The organism is Lacipirellulaceae bacterium (assembly GCA_040218535.1).
Taxonomy (GTDB): Bacteria; Planctomycetota; Planctomycetia; order Pirellulales; family Lacipirellulaceae; genus Adhaeretor.
The window spans coordinates 67,147-87,851 of the sequence record JAVJRG010000010.1; the positions used below are offsets into that span (position 1 = coordinate 67,147).

The following is a 20,705-nucleotide window of genomic DNA, read 5'->3' on the forward strand; positions in this document are numbered from 1 at the left end:
GAGACCGCGACCTTCGAGGGCAAATCAACTGAGGCCCTACACTCCGCCGCGCAAGCACCTAGAACCGCTGCAGGATCTCATTCACGTGCCACTTGAACATTGTCACGTGGCCCGCCTTGGGATCAATGTGCAGTTCGCTCCCAGGCAATTGCGAGTGAAAGTAGCGTGCCATCGAAGGTGTCACGATACGGTCACAGCCTCCTTGCCAGATGGAGATCGACACATTGCTGGCTTCGCAGACTTGAAAGCCCCAGCAGCTTCCCAGCAAGGTGATGTCTCGCTGTAAGCCTCGAGTGCCACAGATCGTGGCCTCACGAAGGTTCGCCACGAGTCGCTTGTAGAGTTTCGGATTACAGTAGACAAGCTTACGGTCGGCAGCGGTCCAGCTTTTCGTGACACGCTCAACCACCTTATCAGGACGCTTATCCATGCGACGGTCAATCAGGTTAAGACCGAGCCGCCCCAAGCGGGGACGCTTTCGAATCAGCGCGATCATGTCGTCCGAATTCCCTTTCACGACAGGGGCGCCCGGGGGTGTGTGGCCTGATACGAGCGCGAGATGGGTTACGCGTTCGGGCATCGCCCTTGCCACCGCCAATCCGTAGGGGGCACCGCCAGAAAGTGCAATTATCCCAAACGGTGCTCCTTCAAGCCCCATGCCAGTGAGCAGACCATCAATATCGCAGGGCCAATCCGTAATGCGGCGGTTTCCGTAGAAAGTCGATCTGCCAAGGCCCGGTCGATTGATTGAAATGAGCCGAATATTCGACTCTTCGAGTTCCTCGTCAATGAGACCTACTTCGAGATGCGATCCCGGCGTGCCGTGAAAATACAGTACGAGATTGCCGGTCGGTTTGCCGTACTCCGCGTAGTGGATGTACCGCCCGTTGGGCAGGCGCACTCTTTTGCCCGGATGGAAATCGAGCTCGGCGTTCGCGCTAGTCGCGAAAAGTGCGAGAAAACTGATCGCCACAAAAAGGGACGAGCAGCGACGAAGGAAAGAGTTCACGGAATTTCACTTTCGACTAAGTACAGAATGGCATTATCCGAGACTCTACGAGTATAAGTCGTCCGGGTGGCCTATGCGAAAATGAATAACAGGGGGACGCATCAATTATTCCGATTATGATGCTCACACGGGCGTTGCAAAGCCTTTAGGTATGCGACAATGAAAACTAGCCAGACTGTGCTTGGCTCTGGCACGTTTGAGACTTGGCTTGAACTGCCTTCGAACGTTTGCTGCCACACCAAGTAATCTAGTCCGTCGACGTCGTCATCCTCGTCGGCGTCACCCTGCAGGCCCGTGTCGGTTCCGTAATTGGCTTGCCACAGCATCAGGTCGTCGCCGTCTACTGCTCCACTTTCATTGAAATCTGCAGGCGAGAAGTCGATCGGACTTTCATAGACAAACAAGCCGAATCCGCCACTGGCGAACTCCGCCTGAAAAACGAGATCGCCTGCATCGTTTAGCGGGCGGGTACCGAGTGCTTTACCTCCGGAAAGACTCAAAGACTTAATGGTTTCACCACCAATCACATCGCCAGTACGTGCGATCAGTTCTGAGGAACCATTGGAATGGAACACCCAAATTCCTTGAGTGTCGTCCAAAGTGACACCACCAGGCCCAACTTCCAGAGTAGCCGACAGGGCAAGCTGCCCGGCATCATTAAAGGTCAAGTCCGTGAAGCTGTCGAAGTTGGCCCCAGAAATCTCAGGCACTCCGCTACTACCAACACGGGCGACTAACTCGCTCGACCCAGAAGAGCCTTCCAAACGCCAAATCCCTTGGTTGTTGGTCGAGTCAACACCTCCGCTTCCGGCCATCAACTCAGCTTGAACAATCACGTGCCCTAAATCGTTCAATTGCGGTAGCTGGAACCCTGCAAAACTCGCTCCCGAGATTCCTGGTACATTGCCGCTCCCTTCTCTCGCGAGCAGTTCGGTAGCGCCTCCCGTATGTAGCCAGATCCCGCCATCGTTGGTTGTGTTGATAGTCCCGGAGTGTCGAAGCGTCGCACCAAAAGAAACATCACCATTGGCATTGATACTTGAACCACTGAATGCTTCGAATTGAGCCCCTGACACTCCAGCAACTGAGGATACCTCTTGTCGGGCGATCAACATTCCACCGCTTGAATCGTAAGTCCATATTCCCAAGCGATTCGAAACGGTGACACCCGGCGAGCCGTCACTAAGTAAGTTGAGGGAAGACACTTCGCCTAGCGTATTTATGCTTTGCGGACTGAATGTGAGAAAGGTTGCTTGCGCCGCTCCAGGAACGGGAGTCGTCCCCGAACGGGCGAGTAAGACAGAGCCACTTGGCAAGCCATAAGACCACAAACCTCGATTGTTGTCACTATTGACTGTCGGGCTAAGTGCTAGTTGAGAGGGAGTCGCCGCCACACTACCGCCGAACACAGGCGAGCCCAATGAGGTGAAACTCGATCCAGGTACGCCGACAGCAGAAGAACCTGTCTGCGCCAACAGTGAAGAACTCGTTCCAAGCCTCCAAAGACCGTCACGGTTGCTACTCGTGATCCCTCCGACTCCTGTACGAAGCTTTGCCTGCAGTAAAATGTCGCCTGAGTTCGACAAGGAAAAGGATTGGAGTTGGTCAAACTGTGCAGTGGCGATTTCAGGGACGCCCCCCACTCCCTCTCGCACGAGTGTTGTTACTGCTAGGTCATCTACCGACCAGAGTCCTGTGTCGTTGGACGCATCAACTGCCCCGACTCCTTGCTGCAAGTCAGCCAGAAACGCAATCCTGCCGTCCGAATTGATCACAGGATCAGAAAAGCTAGCGAATTGCGCTGCACCAGAAGCGACGTCTCCTGTTTGCGCTACTAGCGTTGGATTCGCATGGCAAAGCGGACTTGTTAGGAGAGCAACAGAAACAATGGCTAGAATTCTAAGAATTGGGAGCGAGAAACTCTTTAGACCCAGCGACCAATGCGAACGCATACTGCCCTCTTAGCAAGCAACCTGATGGAACACAATTCCATCAAGGTAGTCAGCGGGTGGAGCAAGAGCAAATTTATTTCTTGCAACCATCTGAGTCAGAGAAATGAGCACAGCGAAACGAGCTATTCGGACTCCAATGAGTCCCCAGTCTCATCCTGTAACCCCTTTGCCCGCTGCAAGTTGCCTGCATATTGCAGTGAGTCCTTGTCAGTCTCTTTGAGAAGGGTAATCGCCTTCTCAACTTGGCCGAGTTGCTCGTAGGTTCTAGCCAAGTTGTAGTTGAGGGCCTGAATGCGTGTCGACTCGAGATTCTCTCGATCGACGGCGTCAAACCAGAATTGCGCCGTTTCAAATCGACCAAGGTCATAAGAAAGTTGGCCCAGCCAAAGGCTGGCCAGTGCCTTCATGCGAGCGGAGACCTCTCGAGTCTCCTTTGGCATCGAACTGAGGGCCTTATCGGTAGGACGGACACGGGCACTCGTGTAGAGCTTGATCGCTTCTCGATGTCCGTCACGGGGTTCCGTCAGGACGTTGGCACGGTCACTAGCCAAGGGAGGCTTCTCACCCTGAAAGTGCATCGCTCGGGCCTTCCACAACATTGGCTCTTTCAGGAACGGACTATAAGCTGCCACAGCTTTGCGGCGCTTCGAGATTTTGATCTTCTGCTCTTCGAGCATCGACAGCAGTGGCCAACTCCAGAGACTCACTGGCCCTACCGCTGCATCATCTTCGAGCTGGTTTCTCAAACCGTCCACATCAGCAAACAGGCGGACGATCTGTTCGCCTTCAAGCTCGTTTTCAAGTAACTCGGTACTTCGAGACAACTGAAAGAGCGAAGCGGAAATCGAAAGCGACACTTGTCTTAGTTCATCAGCTCCCACACGGTATCCGTTGCCTTCCTCCTCCGATTTAACTGACGCGTTCAATAGTTCTGGTGAAGCCAGAACTTGAGACAGCGTCAAGGTGCTACCGTCGCCTTTTGCGACCAACGGCAGTCCTAATTGCGCGTCAAACAGATACAGTTCACCTTCGATCAGTGCCGCTGGAAGCCAAAAAGCGACAGACGTTTTTTCTCCAACGGAAAGCATGACGACAGCGACTTGTTGTTGCCGACAAAGCTCAGCAAACACCCAGGCACGATCTTCTACTGTTCCGCGTCCATAAACGACGGCTTGCCAAGGGTGATGAATATCAACGGCTTGCTCTGGTGGAACGGCCCATACGTTTCTGATAGTCCAATCGAAGAGCGCCGTCGCCACTTCGAGATCCGTAACCGCATTCCCCCTTGCCCAATCTGAGATGTCACGCATCCAAACGGCCTGTTGCAAGAGTCGACTATCACCCTGGGTAACTCGCTTTGAGCTTAGGCTTTCCTCTGTGAAGAACTCTTTGATCGATTCAGCCTGGCGAAGGTCCTCGGGCAACGTCGCAAGCAACTCAGTAGGAGACCAGTTCGAATTCTGATCAGCCCGATTCCTCAACCAGCGTGTTGCCGTGTCCGACAGGAAATCAAGTTCCTTCTGATCCGGAGTTGGCATCCAATTGGTTGCCGGCTCGCGGTTTCTCAAGTAATTGCTAACCGCAGACCTGTTTGCTTGGGCCCGGCGGTTCGAAAACCGCCAGACTTCGATTCTCTCAGGCGTACTTGTGGCCTGGTTGAGCCCGACATCAAGAATCAAAGCGTTGTCTGGGTTCCGCTCATCAAGACGCCGCACTTTCAAGGACAATGCTTTGAGGACGGCCATACCTCGCTCAGCGCTTTCCGCCTTGTCCTCGGTATCTAAGTCGACGGTGTACAGTCGGACGATGTCGCCCTTTTTGACGCCGGCATCTCGGAAGTTCGCATTGTTCAGGGGGACTTGTAGGTAGGTCGCGCCGGCACCCTCATTCACCACCGAAACCATGGCGAGAATCTCTTTGCCATCCGCACTGTTGGTGGCGTCCAGGATTTTTTCTTCCCGCACTAATACCGTGTCGTTGCGACTTGCCAGATCATTCAGTGTAAATGCAAAATTATCGACGAGGACTTTCGACTGCGAGCTATTGCCGCTGCGTTGCGACCGCACGCCTGAACGCTTGACGCTGCTGGAAGATTTTTCGCGACAGCCGTTCATAAGCGTGACGCTCAAAACGACAAGCAACCAAACAGATGGTGATTGACCTCGCAACTTTCTAGATTCGATGGAACGAAGGCTCACTGCTGCACCTCCTCGACAGCCGCGCGAATCGCCAAGAGGCGTTGCATCACTCCTTCCATCTCTCCAAGTGGAATCATGTTGGGACCATCACTAGGCGAACGGTCTGGCTCGGGATGGGTCTCGCAGAAGAGACCGTCAATTCCCACCGCCATCGCCGCTCTTGCCAACGGCTCAACCATCTCTCGTTTGCCTCCAGTTGCGCCGCCCAGTCCGCCCGGTTCTTGAACACTGTGCGTGGCGTCAAAGACCACCGGAACTCCGAGGGCACGCATCTGGGGTAACGCTCGCATGTCGTTCACTAGCCGACCATAGCCAAAGAAAGTACCTCGCTCGCAGAGCAGGGCGTTTTCACAGCCGGCATCGCGCAACTTCTGCACGACGTGTTGCATATCGCCCGGCGCCATAAATTGCCCTTTCTTCACATTCACTGCTCGTCCCGTTTTAGCTGCAGCAACGAGTAAGTCGGTCTGTCGTGCCAAGAAGGCCGGTACTTGCAACAGGTCGCAAACTTCACCGACGACACTCGCCTGGCTGGGCTCGTGAATGTCAGTGGTCACAGGCAAGCCGGTCGCGTCTTTCACTTCCGCCAGCATCGCTAGCCCGTCGACAAGTCCAGGCCCCCGGATTGCTTTGCTCGAAGTGCGGTTCGCCTTATCGAAGGACGCTTTAAAGACTAACTGGACGGGCAAACCGAGGGCGATCCGATGCAACTCTTGGGCGATCTCGATGGCCGCGGCAGCGGATTCCAGCACACAAGGGCCAGCGATCCAAAGCAGTGGCTGGCCTGACCCGCAAGAATAAGGCCCAACTTGGGCATGAACGTTTGTCACAATGTCGAATCTTCCCTGAGAGATGAAAGTACCTGAGACTCACTATAGACGCGAGTTTTCCTACGCAGAACACCCACGAAAAGGTTATACGAGGGGCGTCTCACCTTGGGATTCGCACTGAATCGCTAGAGATCGAGAAAACGCGACTTTGGTGAGTCTATCAACCTCTCCGGATCTAAGCTACTCGACACAAGTTGTTTGAGGATTTGGCTTTGCATCAAAGAGAACTCGATCAAGTCCCAAGATGGGACGTTTCCAACCTACAACGATCTGTTGGGCTGACTCTTCTAGAGGAAGCTCGTGATTTCGCGGCTATTTGTACGAGGATCAAACAGTATTTCAGTGCGAATCGCGGACATCTGACAAACCCTATCGCTCCAGAACAACGTCTCGCGTCTCACCTTAAAGCGATGCCTGATAACAACTTACTACGAACACAGCTTCCCATGTGTGACCTTCGAAGGGACTTGCTGGCACACTATTCGCTTATTTTTGGGTGTGCCTTGGGCGTCCAGTGGATTCCGGGGCACCCAACCTCACTGGCCCGCGGGGCCTCGAACGAAATTGTTTGGTGAGTCGGTTCAATTGCCCCTGACCGGCTTGCTGAGCCGAACTGTTTTCGGCTCGTTCGAGGCCCGCTTTTTATGCGCCAAGCTTGGCTCACCAACTGCCGACCTTCTTGCCCCATACCGCGCCTGGCTGCTTATTGTGATAGGGTCGCCTGCGCTCGCGAGCCAAGGACTTCATTTCCTCAGTAATCTCAATCTGCTTGAAACGACCGCCGTTCGCCGCGGCTATTTCTTTTAACTGTAGTGTGGCTTGGCTCGTAGGACTGGTCCCCATACCAAAGGTGTGGATCGCAAAGCGTCGTCCTCGACTATCCAGAAACGCGGCAAGCTTGCGACCATCACGAGTTGTATTCACGCGACCATCGGTCAATAGAAAAACTGTATCCGGTCGGGTCGTGATGGCCGCCTTCAGACCTTCGTCGACGGCATTGCCTGTGCAAAGCTCCACCGAATCGAGCCACGCAGCAAGTTGTCGCTTGTTCTCCTTGGTAGGCCGCACGAATTGATAGACAGAACGTGGATAGAACAGCGGATAAGCAACGTCACTGTAGAAAATGACATAAAACTGCTGCTTCGGCGTAAGCAGATCAACGGTTCTCAACAACTCAGCAATGAGCGTTTCCAATCCACCGCCATTCATGCCCCCTGAGTTATCGACGAGAAAAACGATTCGCTTCCCTTCGATCTCTTCTCCGAAGAAGGTGACCGTCGGATCAGCAGGTAGCTCAACACGTTCCGCATCACTGTCGATCCCATCGGTCCCAACGCCCTCCATCCCCAGACCACCACCCAAGAGTTCGCCAGACAACAGACCATCAAGATTCTGGCTGCTATCGGTTTGTTCCGAATCGTCGCTCTCGAATTCAAGCTCGGTTGCCAGCGACACTTCACTCGCCAAAGGATCTTCCAAGAGTTCACTCTCAAGACCCTCCGCTAATTCCTCTTCCGTGATCGGGTCGATCTCGAGATCTTCCTCGATCAGTTCGTCCTCGTAGGCTACCGGTACGGTCGATAACTCCAGCGACTCCGGACGTGGAGGAAGTTGCATCGTGTAAGTGCTGAGCACAACAAAGGCGATAAGATGAGCAAGAAAACTCAAACTCAGATAGCGTGACTGCTTTTGCTTACGAGTTCGACGACGGCGGCCCCCAGTAGCTGGCTTTGACACACCAAACACTGCATCGAGCGCCACATTGTCTGGTTCCATTCCCACATCGACTGAACGATGGTCGCCCGCTGCCTTAGAGGCAGGCGACTCACTGGACTTTGAGGTTGGCTTGGAAACCTGAGCCGCCCCAGTGCCGACGGTTTCAGAGGCTGCCTCAGTCGTGGCCTCGATTCCTGCTGAAACTTCGACGAAGAACGTCTCCAACGCCTCAGGATCGGGAGGGGTGCTAGCACGATCTTCCCCGCGGCCTACAATTTCCTCGCGATCAATCCTGACCGTACGGGCACTCGGAGAAACTTCCGAACTCTTACGAGACATAAGCAATGGGTGCTAGCGAGTGAGAGTGGTGTCACCGAAACACTCCATTGCGGCGGCTTATGAAATAATGCTTGTCGAAAGGAGTATAGCCGAAACTGCTAGCAAAATCGAATCCTCAAGCTTCCGGGCTACTGATCTGAAATCACCAAAAATATTCCGAAAAGTCCACCCAATCATCCGATAGAGAAGGGGTACGGCAATTCGAAGGGAGGCTCTCGGCGTCCTCGGCATTCGCAGCTTTGCCACGCTCATCACCCATCCCGCGGGTGATTTTCCTCACACCGAGATTAATTAGGAACCGACCCAGCGATGAATCTGCACCCGAAACTTCGCCCACTCTGGCAGCGCGCCGCTATTTTGCCGCCCCTCGCAGGACTGATGGCCTACAAAGCTTCGCATTTGCCGAAGGCGATCTTGCCACGTGACCTCAAAGCGATCGTCAAAAACTGGGACTACTCGCAGTTCTGGATGCTCATTAAGTCAGGACTGACGCGCGCTTACATTGATCAGCCTTGCGAGTTCCGCATGCCCGAGTCCTTCGCTCCAAAGGCAGCGGTAGCACCGGAGTTTCAACTCACTGAAGATCAAATCCGGCAGTTCTACACCGACGGATTTATTGGACCATTCGACGCTTTCTCCCGCGAGGACATGGCAGACTTTCGCGACGAGATGCTGGCCATTGAGAAGCAAAAGTCGCCAACCTATGGTTTCGCAACACCGCGTGATCGTCACTTCGACATGCCCCGCCTGTGGGATTACATGAAGGCACCGGCGATCACTGAGCGACTCGCGCAGTTGCTTGGACCCGACCTTTTGGTCTGGCGATCGCAGTTATTCTACAAGGGTCCCAAAGCTCCAGCGATTCAGTGGCACCAGGCGAGCACCTTTATGGTGGAAGACTATCTCGATCCGGCCATTCATCCGCAAGATCGTGGCGAGATGTTCCAGCTTACCGCCTGGGTTGCTGTGGACGATTCGACCCATGAGAACGGCTGCATCGAATTCTCACGCGGATCGCACGACAAGATTCGCACGATTAAATTCGGCGGCGAGGAAGGTTTCTACAACGCGAACTTCTCACTGGAATTCGATCGCGATCCGGAAAAGATCGTGAAGCTTCCCGTGAAGTCGGGCCAGTTCATCATCTTCGCTGAGCGTTGCATCCATGGCTCGGGGCCAAACACAACCGACCGCCACCGCTTGGCCTTTAACCTGCGGGTCATCCCAACCAACGTGCCGGTTTACCCGAAGAAAGAAAAATATCGCTCCGTCTACAACGGCGGAAAATACCATCTCGATAAATGGGGCGTCTCGCTTCTGCGAGGTGAAGACCGCCATCAGCTAAGTCGTACGGTCGATCCTGTTGAGACCGCGACAAGGTACGCTGCTGAGGCTGCAACCAAGGAGACTACCGCAAGAAAAGCTGCGTAGAGCAGGCATAGATAACTCCGGGAAAGAGGGGTGGCTGGGGACGAGTGGAGCGAGCCCCCAGTTTTTAACAACTGGGGGCAGCCTCAAGCTGTCCCCAGCCACCCCAAACTCTAATTCGGAAACTTCAGCTAGAAAAACTTCTCGACGATCGCATCCTGGGGGGGAATGCCATGCGTAAGTTAAAAGGGAAAATTGCGCTCGTCACGGGCGCCGCTTCAGGGATCGGTCGTGCCATTACGCGACGTCTCTCTGCAGAAGGGATGCGGCTCTACGTTCTCGACGTCAACGCCCTGGCGCTGACTGAAACAGTTGCCGAAGCCAAGCAGCAGGCCCATGAGGTCCTCGGACGCCACTGCGACGTGAGTCAACCAAAGCAAGTCACTGCAGCCGTTGAGCACTTGCTCAATCGCTGGGGAGGGGTCGACTTGCTCGTGAACAACGCGGGAATTACCTACTACGGTCGCACCGACGAAATGTCAGACGAGCATTGGCAGCGCCTGATGGCGGTCAATTTGCATGCTCCCATCCAATTCACTCGTGAACTCTTGCCGACTCTCTTGTGCCGCGACGAGGGCCACGTCCTGAACATTGCCAGCATCTGCGGCCTCGTTGGTTTGGGACGGATCTCCGCTTACACAACCAGCAAGTTTGGCTTGGTTGGATTCAGCGAATCGCTGCGAGCCGAGTACGGACGCCGCGGCCTAGGTGTCACGGCCATGTGTCCTGGGCTTGTTGATACGAACCTCTTCACTTCTGCGCCCTTGGCAGAAAGCGCCACAAAAGCAAAAACGCCTCCCAAGTGGTTACTCTGCACACCGGAAAAAATCGCGGACCGCTGCGTCCGCGCAGTGCGGAAGAATCAGGGCACCGTCGTAATGCAACCCTACGCACGGCTGCTACACGCAACCAAGCGTATCACACCAGGGCTACTCGATGCGGTCCATCGTTTCAGCCGCAAGCGTCGCAAAGCTGTTCAGACGCCAAGAGTGGCCGTTTCCACTAGGCGTGCCGCCTGACAGAAAATGAAATTACTGTCATTCCGACGGGAGGCTCGCCGACCGAGGAATCCGGTTTGAACTTCGGTAGGCAGTCAATCCCAACCTGACTGCAAACCGGATTCCTCCGTCGCTGAGACGACTGTCGGAATGACAGTTTGCGACCTTTTTGATGTCTCCGACGTCCAGGCTCCTTTTCTCGACAAGTCGCCTTATTGTGATAGACTGAGCCCGGATTGATTTCTTATTCGGCTCTTTCAGGCGATTCACGATGGCTTATCGATTCTATTGCTACTTATTTCTTGCTTTCACTTTTTCACTCTGCGCTTGCAACACTGCTGAGTTAGCACACGCTCAAGCCGCGACTACGGCGAAACCGCAAGCGAAGAAGAAATCGAAACCGCCGGCTTCGGAGTCTCAGCAGAAGGCTGAGCCGACTCCCCTCAAACTGGCGGGCATCTTCTCAGATCACATGGTTCTGCAACGCGACGTTGCCTTACCCGTTTGGGGGACCGCAGAACCAGGTTCGTTGATCGCGTTGAAGGTCGGCGATCAACAAGTTCCTGCCGTCGCTGATTCTCAAGGGAACTGGCGAGCGGAACTCGCTCCCCTGGAAGTGGCCCGCGACCTCACGCTATCAGTCACCGCTGGCGAACAATCGATCACACTGACCGACGTTGCCGTCGGCGAAGTTTGGTTCTGCTCCGGTCAATCGAACATGCAGTGGCGACTCTCGAACACAGACAACGGGAAGGAAGCGGTCGCTGCCGCCAAGCACGCTGACATCCGTCTCATGCAAACTCCTGCCGTGGCGGTCGACACTCCGCAGCACTTGCTGGACTTGCCCAGTTGGCAACGCTGCACGCCAGAGGGTGCCAAGGATTTCTCTGCGGTCGGTTACTTCTTCGGACGAGAGCTCAGCGAGAAACTCGACGTCCCCATCGGGCTCATAAACAGCAGTTGGGGCGGCACGCCGATGGAAGCCTGGACCAGTCGTGAAGCGCTCGCCAGCTCGGAGACATTTCGCTCGCTGGCACAAGACGAATACTTCAAAGGGCAACCGAAGAAATATCGAGCGAAAGACAAACCCAGCTATCTCTACAACGGGAAAGTCTCGCATATCATCCCCTTCGCCATCCGCGGCGTCATTTGGTACCAAGGCGAGGCCAACGCCAGCAGGGCAGGGCAGTACCGTGAACTTTCCGAACTGATGATCGCCGACTGGCGGCACCGCTGGGGGCTTGGCGACTTCCCATTCTTGTTCGTCCAACTCGCGGCTTGGGAACCGGGCAAGACCTGGCCCGAACTTCGTGAGGCACAAACGGAAACTCTTGAAGTCCACAACACCGGAATGGCTGTCACCACCGACATCGGCAACCGCAAAGATATTCACCCCAGAAACAAGCAGGATGTCGGCTACCGTCTCTCGCTGGCCGCACGAGCGATTGCCTACGGCGAAACAATCGAATACTCCGGACCGAAATTCCGCTCGATGGAAATCGACGGCTCGAAAATCACCTTAAGCTTCAGCCATCTCGGCGGCGGACTGAAAATCGGCGAACTAAGAAACGGCGAACCGGACACCAGCGCGGGCAAACTCACCGGCTTTGAAATTGCGGGCGTCGATGGCGATTTTAAGCAAGCAGAGGCGGAGATTGTGGACAACCAAGTCGTCGTCCACAGCGAAGCCGTCCAAGAGCCGGTGGCGGTGCGTTACAACTGGACCGGCTTTACCACAGGGAATCTTTTCAACGAAGCGGGATTGCCGGCGGTTTCGTTTCGTACGAGTCAGTTTTAGGAGTTTTACGGCAGAAATAGCTGCCTCAGTCGATGAAGCCGACGCAATTAAAACAAGTGTCGTCGAGATTTCTACTGAACGGTGACAATCTTTTCCGCCAGGGCCTCGTATACATCAGTTACAAAGTCAGATACGGTCATTCCCCTGACCGATTCGGGATGTCTGATTCGCTGGGCTTCGCTCTCAGTAATAGGGATGCCGATACTTTTCTCTAGCGTCAATATGACCTCTATTGTGTCGAGGCTGTCCCAAAACGGTAAACTGACTAGCTCATTGTCAAATCTGTCGTTGGCACGGACATATGTTGGCTCAACCTGGCCAAGTTCGGCAATTGCTTCACGAACGCCTATCGCTACAACAGAGGATTTTCTGCCCGCTGGAAGGTTGCACTCTCGTACAAACTCTTCGTCCTCTTGAGGACTACGAGTGGACTTGAAATCGGCTACCATTTGGGCCGACAACTTGAAGAGCCACATTGCTACCCCAATCCGAAATGTTTCGATGCAAATCACAGTAACAGACCCAGGCCAGTAGGGGTAGCACCGACAGTCGACCGCCAACAACTTGGCCACTTCGCAGACTTTTATCGTTCGATTGTCTGTGATCGTCGCTAGTGCCAATCAACAGCTTTTTTGAGATCGTGAAGCAGCTGGCTCCCTCTCCCAGAATCATAAATTAGTTGTCTACTGAGCAAAATAATATCCCACCAACAGCTGGGGGAGAGGGTCGGGGTGAGGGGGCGACTACGAGGTTTTTTCATGCCTAAGAGACAAAACCCAGTCACCACACAGCGGGCTCGAGAACTGCGAGCCAGACAAACCAAAGCGGAATCATTGCTATGGCAAGTCCTGCGAGGCAGGCGTTTGTGCGGACTCAAATTCCGACGACAGTTTCCAATTGAACCGTGGATCGTTGACTTCGCCTGCGTTGAGCATAAGTTGGTCGTGGAACTTGATGGTGGGTATCGCGACTACACTTACTAGCGCGATCTTGCTCGACAACAAAGTCTTGAATCAGCGGGGTGGCAGGTCTTGCGGTTTCACAATGAGGACGTGCTGGAAAACGTAGAATCGGTGGCAATCGCGATCAAGCGTTTTTTGGGAATTGAAAGTGTTGGCGAGGGTTAAAGCCTACTTGTCTTCACCCCTCACCCCAGCCCTCTCCCCCCAAGTCTCTAATGAGTAGCGCTGACATTGAACACAAGCATTTCTACCGATTCGGGGGAGAGGGAGCGTAGAGTGCGTCTCCCTGCCCGAACACCGATGCCTCACCCCTGCACAATATGCGCCCCCCGCGCAGGCTTTGTCACAAACGGCGTCGCCTCGATGCCGGTTTCTTTTTGATAGCCTTGGCAAATCTTATCGGCGATCTCGCGTTCTTGGCCGGCTCGGACGAGTGACACCGTGCAGCCGCCGAAGCCGCCGCCGGTCATGCGGCTGCCGATGACGCCGCCTTGGGTGCCGACTTTTTGGGCCTCAGCCACCAGCACGTCAAGTTCAGGGCAACTCACTTCGTAGTCGGTCCGTAGCGATGCGTGGCTGGCGTACATCAATTCGCCGACGGTGTCCCAATCGCCAGCACGCAGGGCCTCAGCGGCCTTCAAAGTGCGCTCGATCTCGCTCACCACATGACGGGCACGACGGTAGAGAATCGGTTCGAGCTTCTCCGCTTCGCAATCGAGCTTATCGAGCGAAATGTCACGAAGGGCCGTAATACCCAAAGTCTTCACAGCCGCTTCGCACTGGCTGCGTCGCTCCGCGTATTCGCCGCCAGTAAGCTCATGCTTCACGTTGGTGTTGATGATCAATACGGCCACGTTGGGATCATCCAGCGGCACCAACTCGGCGGTCTCCGTGCGACAATCAATTAAGAGCAGCTTCCCTTGCTCGCCCAGCGCGGAACTAAACTGGTCCATGATCCCACACGGAACATTCGCATAGTCGTGTTCCGCTTTCTGGCTAATCCGTGCTTTCTCAACCGGATCGAGCCGCTGCCCGGTGACCGCTTCGATCATTGTTGCCGTCGCGACTTCCAAAGCGGCACTACTGGAAAGCCCGCCACCGAGCGGCACCTTGGAATCGACCGCCAGATTCAAACCGCCGGTATCCATTCCTTTCTCAGCGCAGCCCGCGAAGACGCCACGGAGGTAGCTCGTCCAAGAGAATTCTTCAGGTTTGAGATCGTCGAGCGAAAACTCCTCCGTTTCTCCCAGCAAGGTGCTGTGGACGCGCACCTGTCTCGTGCCTTCCTGCTTCGGCCTTCCCCCAGCGATCACGACGTACCGCTCGATGGCCAGCGGAAAGACGAACCCCGCGTTGTAATCGGTATGTTCGCCAATCAGGTTCACCCGCCCTGGTGCCGCCACAACCCAGGTGGGCGGCACGTCGAAGGTCCGCTCGTAGTCGGCCTTCACGCTAGCGACATGCTCGCCGAACGACGGGGTCTCGAATTCGGATTCCTGCGGCTGGTCGGGAATAATAGAGTTGGCCATAGGATTTCCTAGGCTGGGAGAAGAGACGGGAACGCCCAAGGCGACAAGCTACCAATCGTAATGCACTTACCCGCGGTTGCGAAGGCTCGCCCCGATACGAGGACTTGCCCACAGCGTTTTTCGCTGATATTATCTAGGATTCTCGAAATCGCACGATCCGCGGCAGTGTCACCCCATTGCCCCACAGATAGCAAGAAAGCCTGAGAGGACCGATACCATGCAAGCTGACATCCATCCCGAGTACTACGACACCCAAGTCACTTGCGGTTGCGGCAACACTTTTCAGACACGTAGCACTCGGCAAGAGCTGAAGGTCGATATTTGCAACGCTTGTCATCCGTTCTATACGGGCAAGCTCAAGTTCGTCGATACTGCTGGCCGCATCGAAAAGTTTAAGAACAAGTTCTCCAAGTCGGGCTACGCAAGTCTCAAGCGTGGCAAGAAGGGTGCCGAAGCAGCAGAATCTAAGTAGCTTGACCCAATCGAAGATTTCACCAGCCCCTAGCGCAAGCTAGGGGTTTTTGCATTCTCAGTAAGCAACACTGTCGATGAAGCAAACCCCAGGCTTGCGCCAGGGGCTAATTCAAATCAGAAGCGAATTAAACGAAGCGAAACACCTATGCGAGATATGCTGGAACAGAAGCTCGCCCGCTTCGAGGAACTGGAGAAGTCGCTCGTCGATCAGGAAGTTCTCTCGGACTCCAACAAGCTCGCTGCCGTGGCTCGCGAGCATGGTTCACTGGCGAAGCTCGCCGGGAAGTATCGCAACTTCAAAGAGCTGGCTGACGAGATTCACGAAACCCGTGAAATGGCCGAGGGCGAGGACGCGGAAATGCGCGAGCTAGCCGAGACGGAACTTGAAAGCCTCATCGAGAAAAGGGAAGCCATCTGGAGCGAGTTGCTCGACATGACTATCGGTGGCGAAGACGCCAATCGAACGCGCTGCGTCATGGAAATCCGCGGCGGCACGGGCGGCGACGAAGCGGCACTGTTTGCACGCGACCTTTATGAAATGTACAAGCGGCACGGCGAATCGAAGGGCTGGAAGTTTGAGATCCTCGATCATAGCCCGACGGAACTGGGCGGCTTCAAAGAAATCTCGCTCGCCGTCGAAGGAGAAGGAGTCTACCGCGAACTGCAATACGAGAGCGGCGGCCACCGTGTACAGCGCGTTCCGCAAACAGAGACTCAGGGCCGCATCCACACTTCAGCTGCAACGGTGGCGGTGATGCCGGAGCCTGAGGACGTGGAAATCGAACTCTCGCAGGACGACTATCGCATCGATAAGTTCCACGCCAGCGGCCCCGGCGGGCAGCATGTGAACAAGACCGAATCCGCCATCCGTCTAACGCATCACGAGACGGGTATTCAAGTGCAATGCCAAGACGAGAAGAGCCAACACAAGAACTTGGCCAAGGCCCTGCGTGTCCTGAAATCACGGCTCTACGACGCTCGCCGCGAAGAGGAAGATAAGAAACGAGCCGATCAAAGACAGACGCTCATCGGTTCAGGCGATCGCAGCCAGCGGATTCGGACCTATAACTTTCCGGACAACCGCGTGACCGATCATCGCATTGGGTTCACGGTCCACAAGCTCGACCAGATTCTCGCTGGCAACATGCAGATGGTGACCGACGCGCTGATCGACTACGACCGCCAAAAGCTCCGCGACGCCTTCGCCGGCAACGAGGACTGATCGGCATGTCGGAAGATGCCTGGACCATTGGACGGTTGCTCAACTGGACGACCGACTTCTTGAAGGAAAAAGGCGTCGAAAGCCCTCGTCTTGAAGCGGAAGTCCTCCTCGCCCACGCCCGCGGCAGCCAGCGGATTGAGCTGTATACGGCGTTTGAAGAACCAGCCTCCGATGAGTTGCGAGACAAGTTTCGAGCACTCGTGAAGGATCGCGCCGCCGGAAAGCCGGTTGCCTACTTGGTTGGTGAAAAGGAGTTCTATTCGCTGCCGTTCTATGTGACGTCGGACGTCTTGATTCCAAGGCCCGAGACGGAGGAAATGGTCGTTCGTGCGTTGGACCTCGCGAAGGAATCAAATAAACAAGAATTGGCGATCGCCGACGTAGGCACGGGCAGTGGGATACTGGCCATCTGTCTCGCCAAGCACCTTCCAGCGGCAACGGTCACCGCCATTGATGTGAGTCCGAAGGCACTCGAGGTTGCTTCGCGGAATGCTGAGCGTCATGGCGTTCAAGAACGCATTCAATTCGTTGAAAGCGATCTATTCTCGCAGATTGAACCTTCGACAAAGTTTGATCTGATCGTCAGCAATCCTCCTTATGTGAAGTCTTCCGAGTTGGCAGATCTCGCTGTTGATGTTCGTGACTTTGAGCCGACGCTCGCTCTCGACGGAGGAGAGCAGGGCACCGACGTGATCACACGTCTGGTCGAACAGTCAGCGAGTCGCTTGAACCCGGGGGGCTGGCTACTCATGGAAATCGGCCCCAGCACGGTCGAAGCGACGGAACAACTCGTCGCAGCAAAACTCGACTTAACGCTACAGCCGACGCTCACCGATGCCGCCAACCTTCCTCGCATTGTTCAGGCGCGTTATCTTTCCAGAGAGGGCGACACAACATCATGAATACTTCCCTCCGCTGGCTGTCGCTTGTGATGCTTGATCGTCCGGAACTGCCGGAAATCGAGGCCTTTGGTCGAGCCTTTCAATCTCAGGCGACAACTGATCAGGAACTTCAAGTCGGGCAATCGGGAGATCGGTTGCTGACTTGCACGCTAGGAGATTTCACCGCAGCGATTACGCTCGTTGACCAGCCGGTTCCCTGGGAGCAACTCGAAGGTCCTTGTGAAACGGCCTGGTATTGGCCAACCGCTGCTGATGAACTTCGCAACCATCAGGCACACCTACTCGTTACGTTAATTGACGAGGGTGGCCGCTCGATCGAGAAGAGCACCGTGCTGACTCAGTTGGCCGCTGCTGCCGTCACTGCTTGTGAAAGCGTGCGTGGAGTTTTTTGGGGCCCTGGTCGACTCGTGCATCCACGGGACGGTTTTTTAGGCCAAGCGGAGCAAATGGACGCAGAGAATCTGCCTCTCTTTCTGTGGATTGATTTTCGAGTGGAACAAGTCAGCAACGAAACTTGCCGGCTCTACACCACTGGGCTTGAAGCGTTGGGGCAAACGGAGATTGAAGTCGAGTCGTACTCCGGCACTCCCCAAGAACTCCTTGAGCACGCCTATAACATCGCTCATTACTTGCTCATCGGCAGCAAAGCGGTCGAAGACACCCACATCATTGGGCTGACCGACGAACTGCAGGCGGTTGTCTCACGCGGGCCCTCCTTCCTTGATCCCGAGCTGGAGGTGCTGCAACTAGGCCTCGAATCGACGAGCGAATAAGTAGCCATCCCGACAGGTCGGGACAAGGATGACACGGATCTTTTGTAGATTGGGCACTCTTGCTCGATGTTTTGAGCTGTCTGCGAACTCTTTAAATTCTGGAAGGTTTAGAATGACGGCCAAGAGTGACCATCCTGCCATCAATCCGTGTCATCCGTGAAATCCGTGGCCAAAACTTAAGCTAGTCATTCTCTAGTTGCTCACCTCGATAGATGCTTTGCCGCAGGAGATTCCGATTACTTGTAAAAGGCCCGCTGGTGGTGTCTTCTTCTAGCACGCTGATCATCATTTGGATTTTCGCGTCGGTATCGTCGGCGTAGTGAACCAGTAATGCTTCAGGAGTCATCGGCGGCTTGGGTGCGCCCCACTCGGGGAGGCGTTGGTGGGCGACGATGATGTGTTCCAGTCGCAGTAGCTTCTCGGCATCGACGGTTTCGCCCTCTTCGGCTTGAGTTTCGGCTGCTTCACGCAGAATGTCTCGCCCTTGCAGCATGTGTCCGATAAGTGTGCCCTCAGGCGTGTATTCAGCGCCAATCGGCGTGGCTTTTAGCTCGCGTAGTTTACCGATGTCGTGCAACACGCCGCCGACAATCACCAAGTCGGTATCCAACGGCGGAAGTAAGTCAGGAAACATCTTCGCGTACTTTTCCGCCAGATGAACACAGGTCTTGGTGACGCTCAGCACATGCTCAAGAAACCCGCCGGCATAGGCGTGGTGATTGCGTGTGGCGGCTGGTAGACGCAGGAGTGTTTCGCGGTTCTCGTTAAGAATTGCGAGGGTCAATTCGGCGAGCGGTTCATCACCGACCTTCTCCTCGACAATCTCCACGAGCGAATCGAACAGTTCTTCCGGATCAATGCGCGAACGGGGCAAGCACATCGAAGGATCGAAGCCTTCCTCCTTGTCGGCTTCCGTCACGGGTCGAATCTTACGAATCTCGAGCTGTGGCCCAAAACTTGTTTCACGAAGTTTCGCCCGAAGCTTGTAGAACTCGCCCACCTCCCACTCATCACGACACTGCTCAGCCAGAGGAACGTCATTCCAGACAGGAAAGCTCACTTCCCGTTCCGCATCTCGGAATGCGACGCGGTGGTAAGGTTTGCCATCCTTCGTCGTGAGCGGCTCCTTCGCAGAGAGCAGGGCAAAGAAGTCGCCTTCTTCGTTGTTTTCGAGTTCGGAAAGTTTCGTAAGCATGTGGTTATCGCTTAGAAGATAATTCTGTGTGTCTTCGTTGCCTAGACTGTGCCTTTCATAGGTCGCTTCCTATTGAGATTCACTAGCCCGCGAGCTACGCCTTGCATGGAACGCCTTCGAGCGGTTCTCCGCGCGAGGCGTAGCTCGTGGGCTAGATAATGCTGCCACAGAGTTTTGCTTTTTGCTCAACACGTTTTTCCTGAGCAAAACCTCAGTTGTTGAGCACAGCCACAATTGCGTTTCAGGCTTCGATTTCCGTGTTTTTTCTAAAAATCCGTCGCGAGAGCTCGTGAGTTTTGCCAAGCAAAAGTCTGCAAGCAATCATTCTTCTCGTCAACGAATCGCACGAATGTCACGAATTCTCGTAGGGGCTTTTCGAGAAACCCTATTCGTGCAATTCATTGACCAAAATAGCAGCTCACTGATTCTACCTGAGTCGCTGGCTCGAATTCTACTGAAAACTGTTGTTCGAGGACACAGACTTCGGAATCTAGTTGCACGATGATGAGTGAACCTGCATTAATTCAGCGATGGCTGGATGTCGCAGATCACGGGGTCTGATTTCTCGAAGGAGAATTTGGTGAAGTGTTGTTTGAGGGAGTGCAGTAACTCGAAACTTCCTTGATAAAACTATTGAACGCATCTCGGCTCTCAAAAGCGTGAGATGGTATCGTTGTGATGTGTTTTCCTCCCAAGAGAAAGACCTGATCGTCGTCATGGTCAACCTCTTGTAGTGTAGACCACGGATAGAATTCCTCCCAATCATCCGTCAAGACGTTGAACCCCTGATCGTCGAGTGAAATCCGATACAACCCGCTGTCCTCGTTTTGGAGTTTTAGCTCGATAATCCGTGCACGGCGAAACCAGTAGAAAAACGGCTGCATGGCAGGCGGTAAGAGGCTAATGTACAGGAAAGGATCGGGCCCCCACAGGGACTCCAGGAGCCAGTAGATGGCGATGACAGCTATCCAACTAATAGCGATGCTTTTGAGAAGATCAGACAGGTCGTAACGACCGGCCATCCACAGGCTGATCGCCCTGTGGTCCTTATCGGATCGTCGAAACTCGATGGTCTTCGCTAGGTGTGACATGAGGCTACCCCATGTTACGCGTCCAGTCGCTTTTCCTCGCCTTGGGCGAAGCCTGAGCTACGTTTTGCAGCGTTTTCGAGGTAGTACTGGGGTGACGGTTCTGCTGTCATGTCAACGGAATCGGTACAAATCAAGCCCGCTGGGCTTGCTCGCTAAGCCTGGTCACGGCGAGCAATTAGGCAGCCGGCTCGACCGCCAGTTTAAGACCAGAGCTTTGGCAACGGTTGCTCTGTTTCGTCAACGAATTGCACGAATCACACGAATGTTTGTTGCGCAAGGAATTCGTGAG

Annotated in this window: 16 protein-coding genes and 1 pseudogene; 8 read left to right on the forward strand and 9 right to left on the reverse strand. The window is 54.6% G+C overall.

Going from position 1 to position 20,705, the window contains the following annotated elements; genetic code table 11:
* Positions 1-58: 58 nt before the first annotated feature.
* The 5 genes from RIB44_12365 to RIB44_12385 form a co-directional block, all read right to left on the reverse strand.
* Positions 59-1,009 carry an alpha/beta hydrolase gene (locus tag RIB44_12365; GenBank protein ID MEQ8617359.1) on the reverse strand — a complete coding sequence of 317 codons (951 nt, stop codon included), beginning with the start codon at positions 1,007-1,009 and terminating at the stop codon, positions 59-61.
* Between the two features lie 101 nt (positions 1,010-1,110).
* Entirely contained in the window at positions 1,111-2,784 is a 1,674-nt protein-coding gene (locus RIB44_12370) for a hypothetical protein (protein ID MEQ8617360.1), read from the reverse strand.
* 299 nt (positions 2,785-3,083) lie between these two features.
* Positions 3,084-5,159, reverse strand: coding sequence for a hypothetical protein (locus tag RIB44_12375; GenBank protein ID MEQ8617361.1), 2,076 nt, complete (start codon positions 5,157-5,159; stop codon positions 3,084-3,086).
* Positions 5,156-5,989: a 3-deoxy-8-phosphooctulonate synthase gene (gene kdsA / locus RIB44_12380; protein MEQ8617362.1), complete on the reverse strand. Its 834-nt coding sequence runs from the start codon at positions 5,987-5,989 to the stop codon at positions 5,156-5,158. The genes RIB44_12375 and kdsA overlap by 4 nt, the downstream gene beginning before the upstream one ends.
* Positions 5,990-6,649: 660 nt before the next feature.
* Positions 6,650-8,044: a VWA domain-containing protein gene (locus RIB44_12385; protein MEQ8617363.1), complete on the reverse strand. Its 1,395-nt coding sequence runs from the start codon at positions 8,042-8,044 to the stop codon at positions 6,650-6,652.
* Between the two features lie 309 nt (positions 8,045-8,353).
* Here RIB44_12385 and RIB44_12390 point away from each other — a divergent pair, with 309 nt between their 5' ends.
* The 3 genes from RIB44_12390 to RIB44_12400 all read left to right on the forward strand — a co-directional run bounded on the left by RIB44_12390 (position 8,354) and on the right by RIB44_12400 (position 12,268).
* Positions 8,354-9,475, forward strand: coding sequence for a phytanoyl-CoA dioxygenase family protein (locus RIB44_12390; protein ID MEQ8617364.1), 1,122 nt, complete (start codon positions 8,354-8,356; stop codon positions 9,473-9,475).
* A gap of 170 nt (positions 9,476-9,645) precedes the next feature.
* A complete protein-coding gene (locus RIB44_12395; protein MEQ8617365.1) occupies positions 9,646-10,491 on the forward strand; it encodes an SDR family oxidoreductase in 846 nt (281 codons plus the stop codon).
* Between the two features lie 250 nt (positions 10,492-10,741).
* Positions 10,742-12,268, forward strand: a complete 1,527-nt coding sequence (locus RIB44_12400) for a sialate O-acetylesterase (protein ID MEQ8617366.1) — start codon at positions 10,742-10,744, stop codon at positions 12,266-12,268.
* A gap of 71 nt (positions 12,269-12,339) precedes the next feature.
* On the opposite strand, the gene RIB44_12405 is transcribed toward RIB44_12400, so the two are convergent.
* Complete coding sequence (locus RIB44_12405) at positions 12,340-12,744, reverse strand: acyl carrier protein (GenBank protein MEQ8617367.1); 405 nt, start codon at positions 12,742-12,744, stop codon at positions 12,340-12,342.
* Positions 12,745-13,026: 282 nt separating this feature from the next.
* On the opposite strand from RIB44_12405, the pseudogene RIB44_12410 reads away from it, so the two are divergent.
* A pseudogene (locus RIB44_12410) lies at positions 13,027-13,395 on the forward strand (DUF559 domain-containing protein).
* A gap of 140 nt (positions 13,396-13,535) precedes the next feature.
* Here RIB44_12410 and galK read toward each other — a convergent pair.
* Positions 13,536-14,759 (reverse strand): galactokinase, encoded by a 1,224-nt coding sequence (gene galK, locus RIB44_12415; protein ID MEQ8617368.1) that lies wholly within the window; start codon positions 14,757-14,759, stop codon positions 13,536-13,538.
* 217 nt (positions 14,760-14,976) lie between these two features.
* On the opposite strand from galK, the gene rpmE reads away from it, so the two are divergent.
* The 4 genes from rpmE to RIB44_12435 all read left to right on the forward strand — a co-directional run bounded on the left by rpmE (position 14,977) and on the right by RIB44_12435 (position 18,130).
* Complete coding sequence (rpmE, locus tag RIB44_12420; protein ID MEQ8617369.1) at positions 14,977-15,231, forward strand: 50S ribosomal protein L31; 255 nt, start codon at positions 14,977-14,979, stop codon at positions 15,229-15,231.
* 147 nt (positions 15,232-15,378) lie between these two features.
* Positions 15,379-16,455, forward strand: a complete 1,077-nt coding sequence (gene prfA / locus RIB44_12425) for a peptide chain release factor 1 (protein MEQ8617370.1) — start codon at positions 15,379-15,381, stop codon at positions 16,453-16,455.
* 5 nt (positions 16,456-16,460) lie between these two features.
* Positions 16,461-17,357, forward strand: coding sequence for a peptide chain release factor N(5)-glutamine methyltransferase (prmC, locus tag RIB44_12430; GenBank protein MEQ8617371.1), 897 nt, complete (start codon positions 16,461-16,463; stop codon positions 17,355-17,357).
* Positions 17,354-18,130 carry a DUF4261 domain-containing protein gene (locus RIB44_12435; protein ID MEQ8617372.1) on the forward strand — a complete coding sequence of 259 codons (777 nt, stop codon included), beginning with the start codon at positions 17,354-17,356 and terminating at the stop codon, positions 18,128-18,130. Before prmC ends, RIB44_12435 begins: the two co-directional genes overlap by 4 nt.
* A gap of 181 nt (positions 18,131-18,311) precedes the next feature.
* On the opposite strand, the gene RIB44_12440 is transcribed toward RIB44_12435, so the two are convergent.
* Together RIB44_12440 and RIB44_12445 are read right to left on the reverse strand one after the other, a co-directional pair.
* Positions 18,312-19,325, reverse strand: coding sequence for an HD domain-containing protein (locus RIB44_12440; GenBank protein MEQ8617373.1), 1,014 nt, complete (start codon positions 19,323-19,325; stop codon positions 18,312-18,314).
* Positions 19,326-19,873: 548 nt separating this feature from the next.
* On the reverse strand, positions 19,874-20,416 hold the full coding sequence (locus tag RIB44_12445; protein ID MEQ8617374.1) for a YcxB family protein: 543 nt from the start codon (positions 20,414-20,416) through the stop codon (positions 19,874-19,876).
* Positions 20,417-20,705 lie beyond the last annotated feature (289 nt).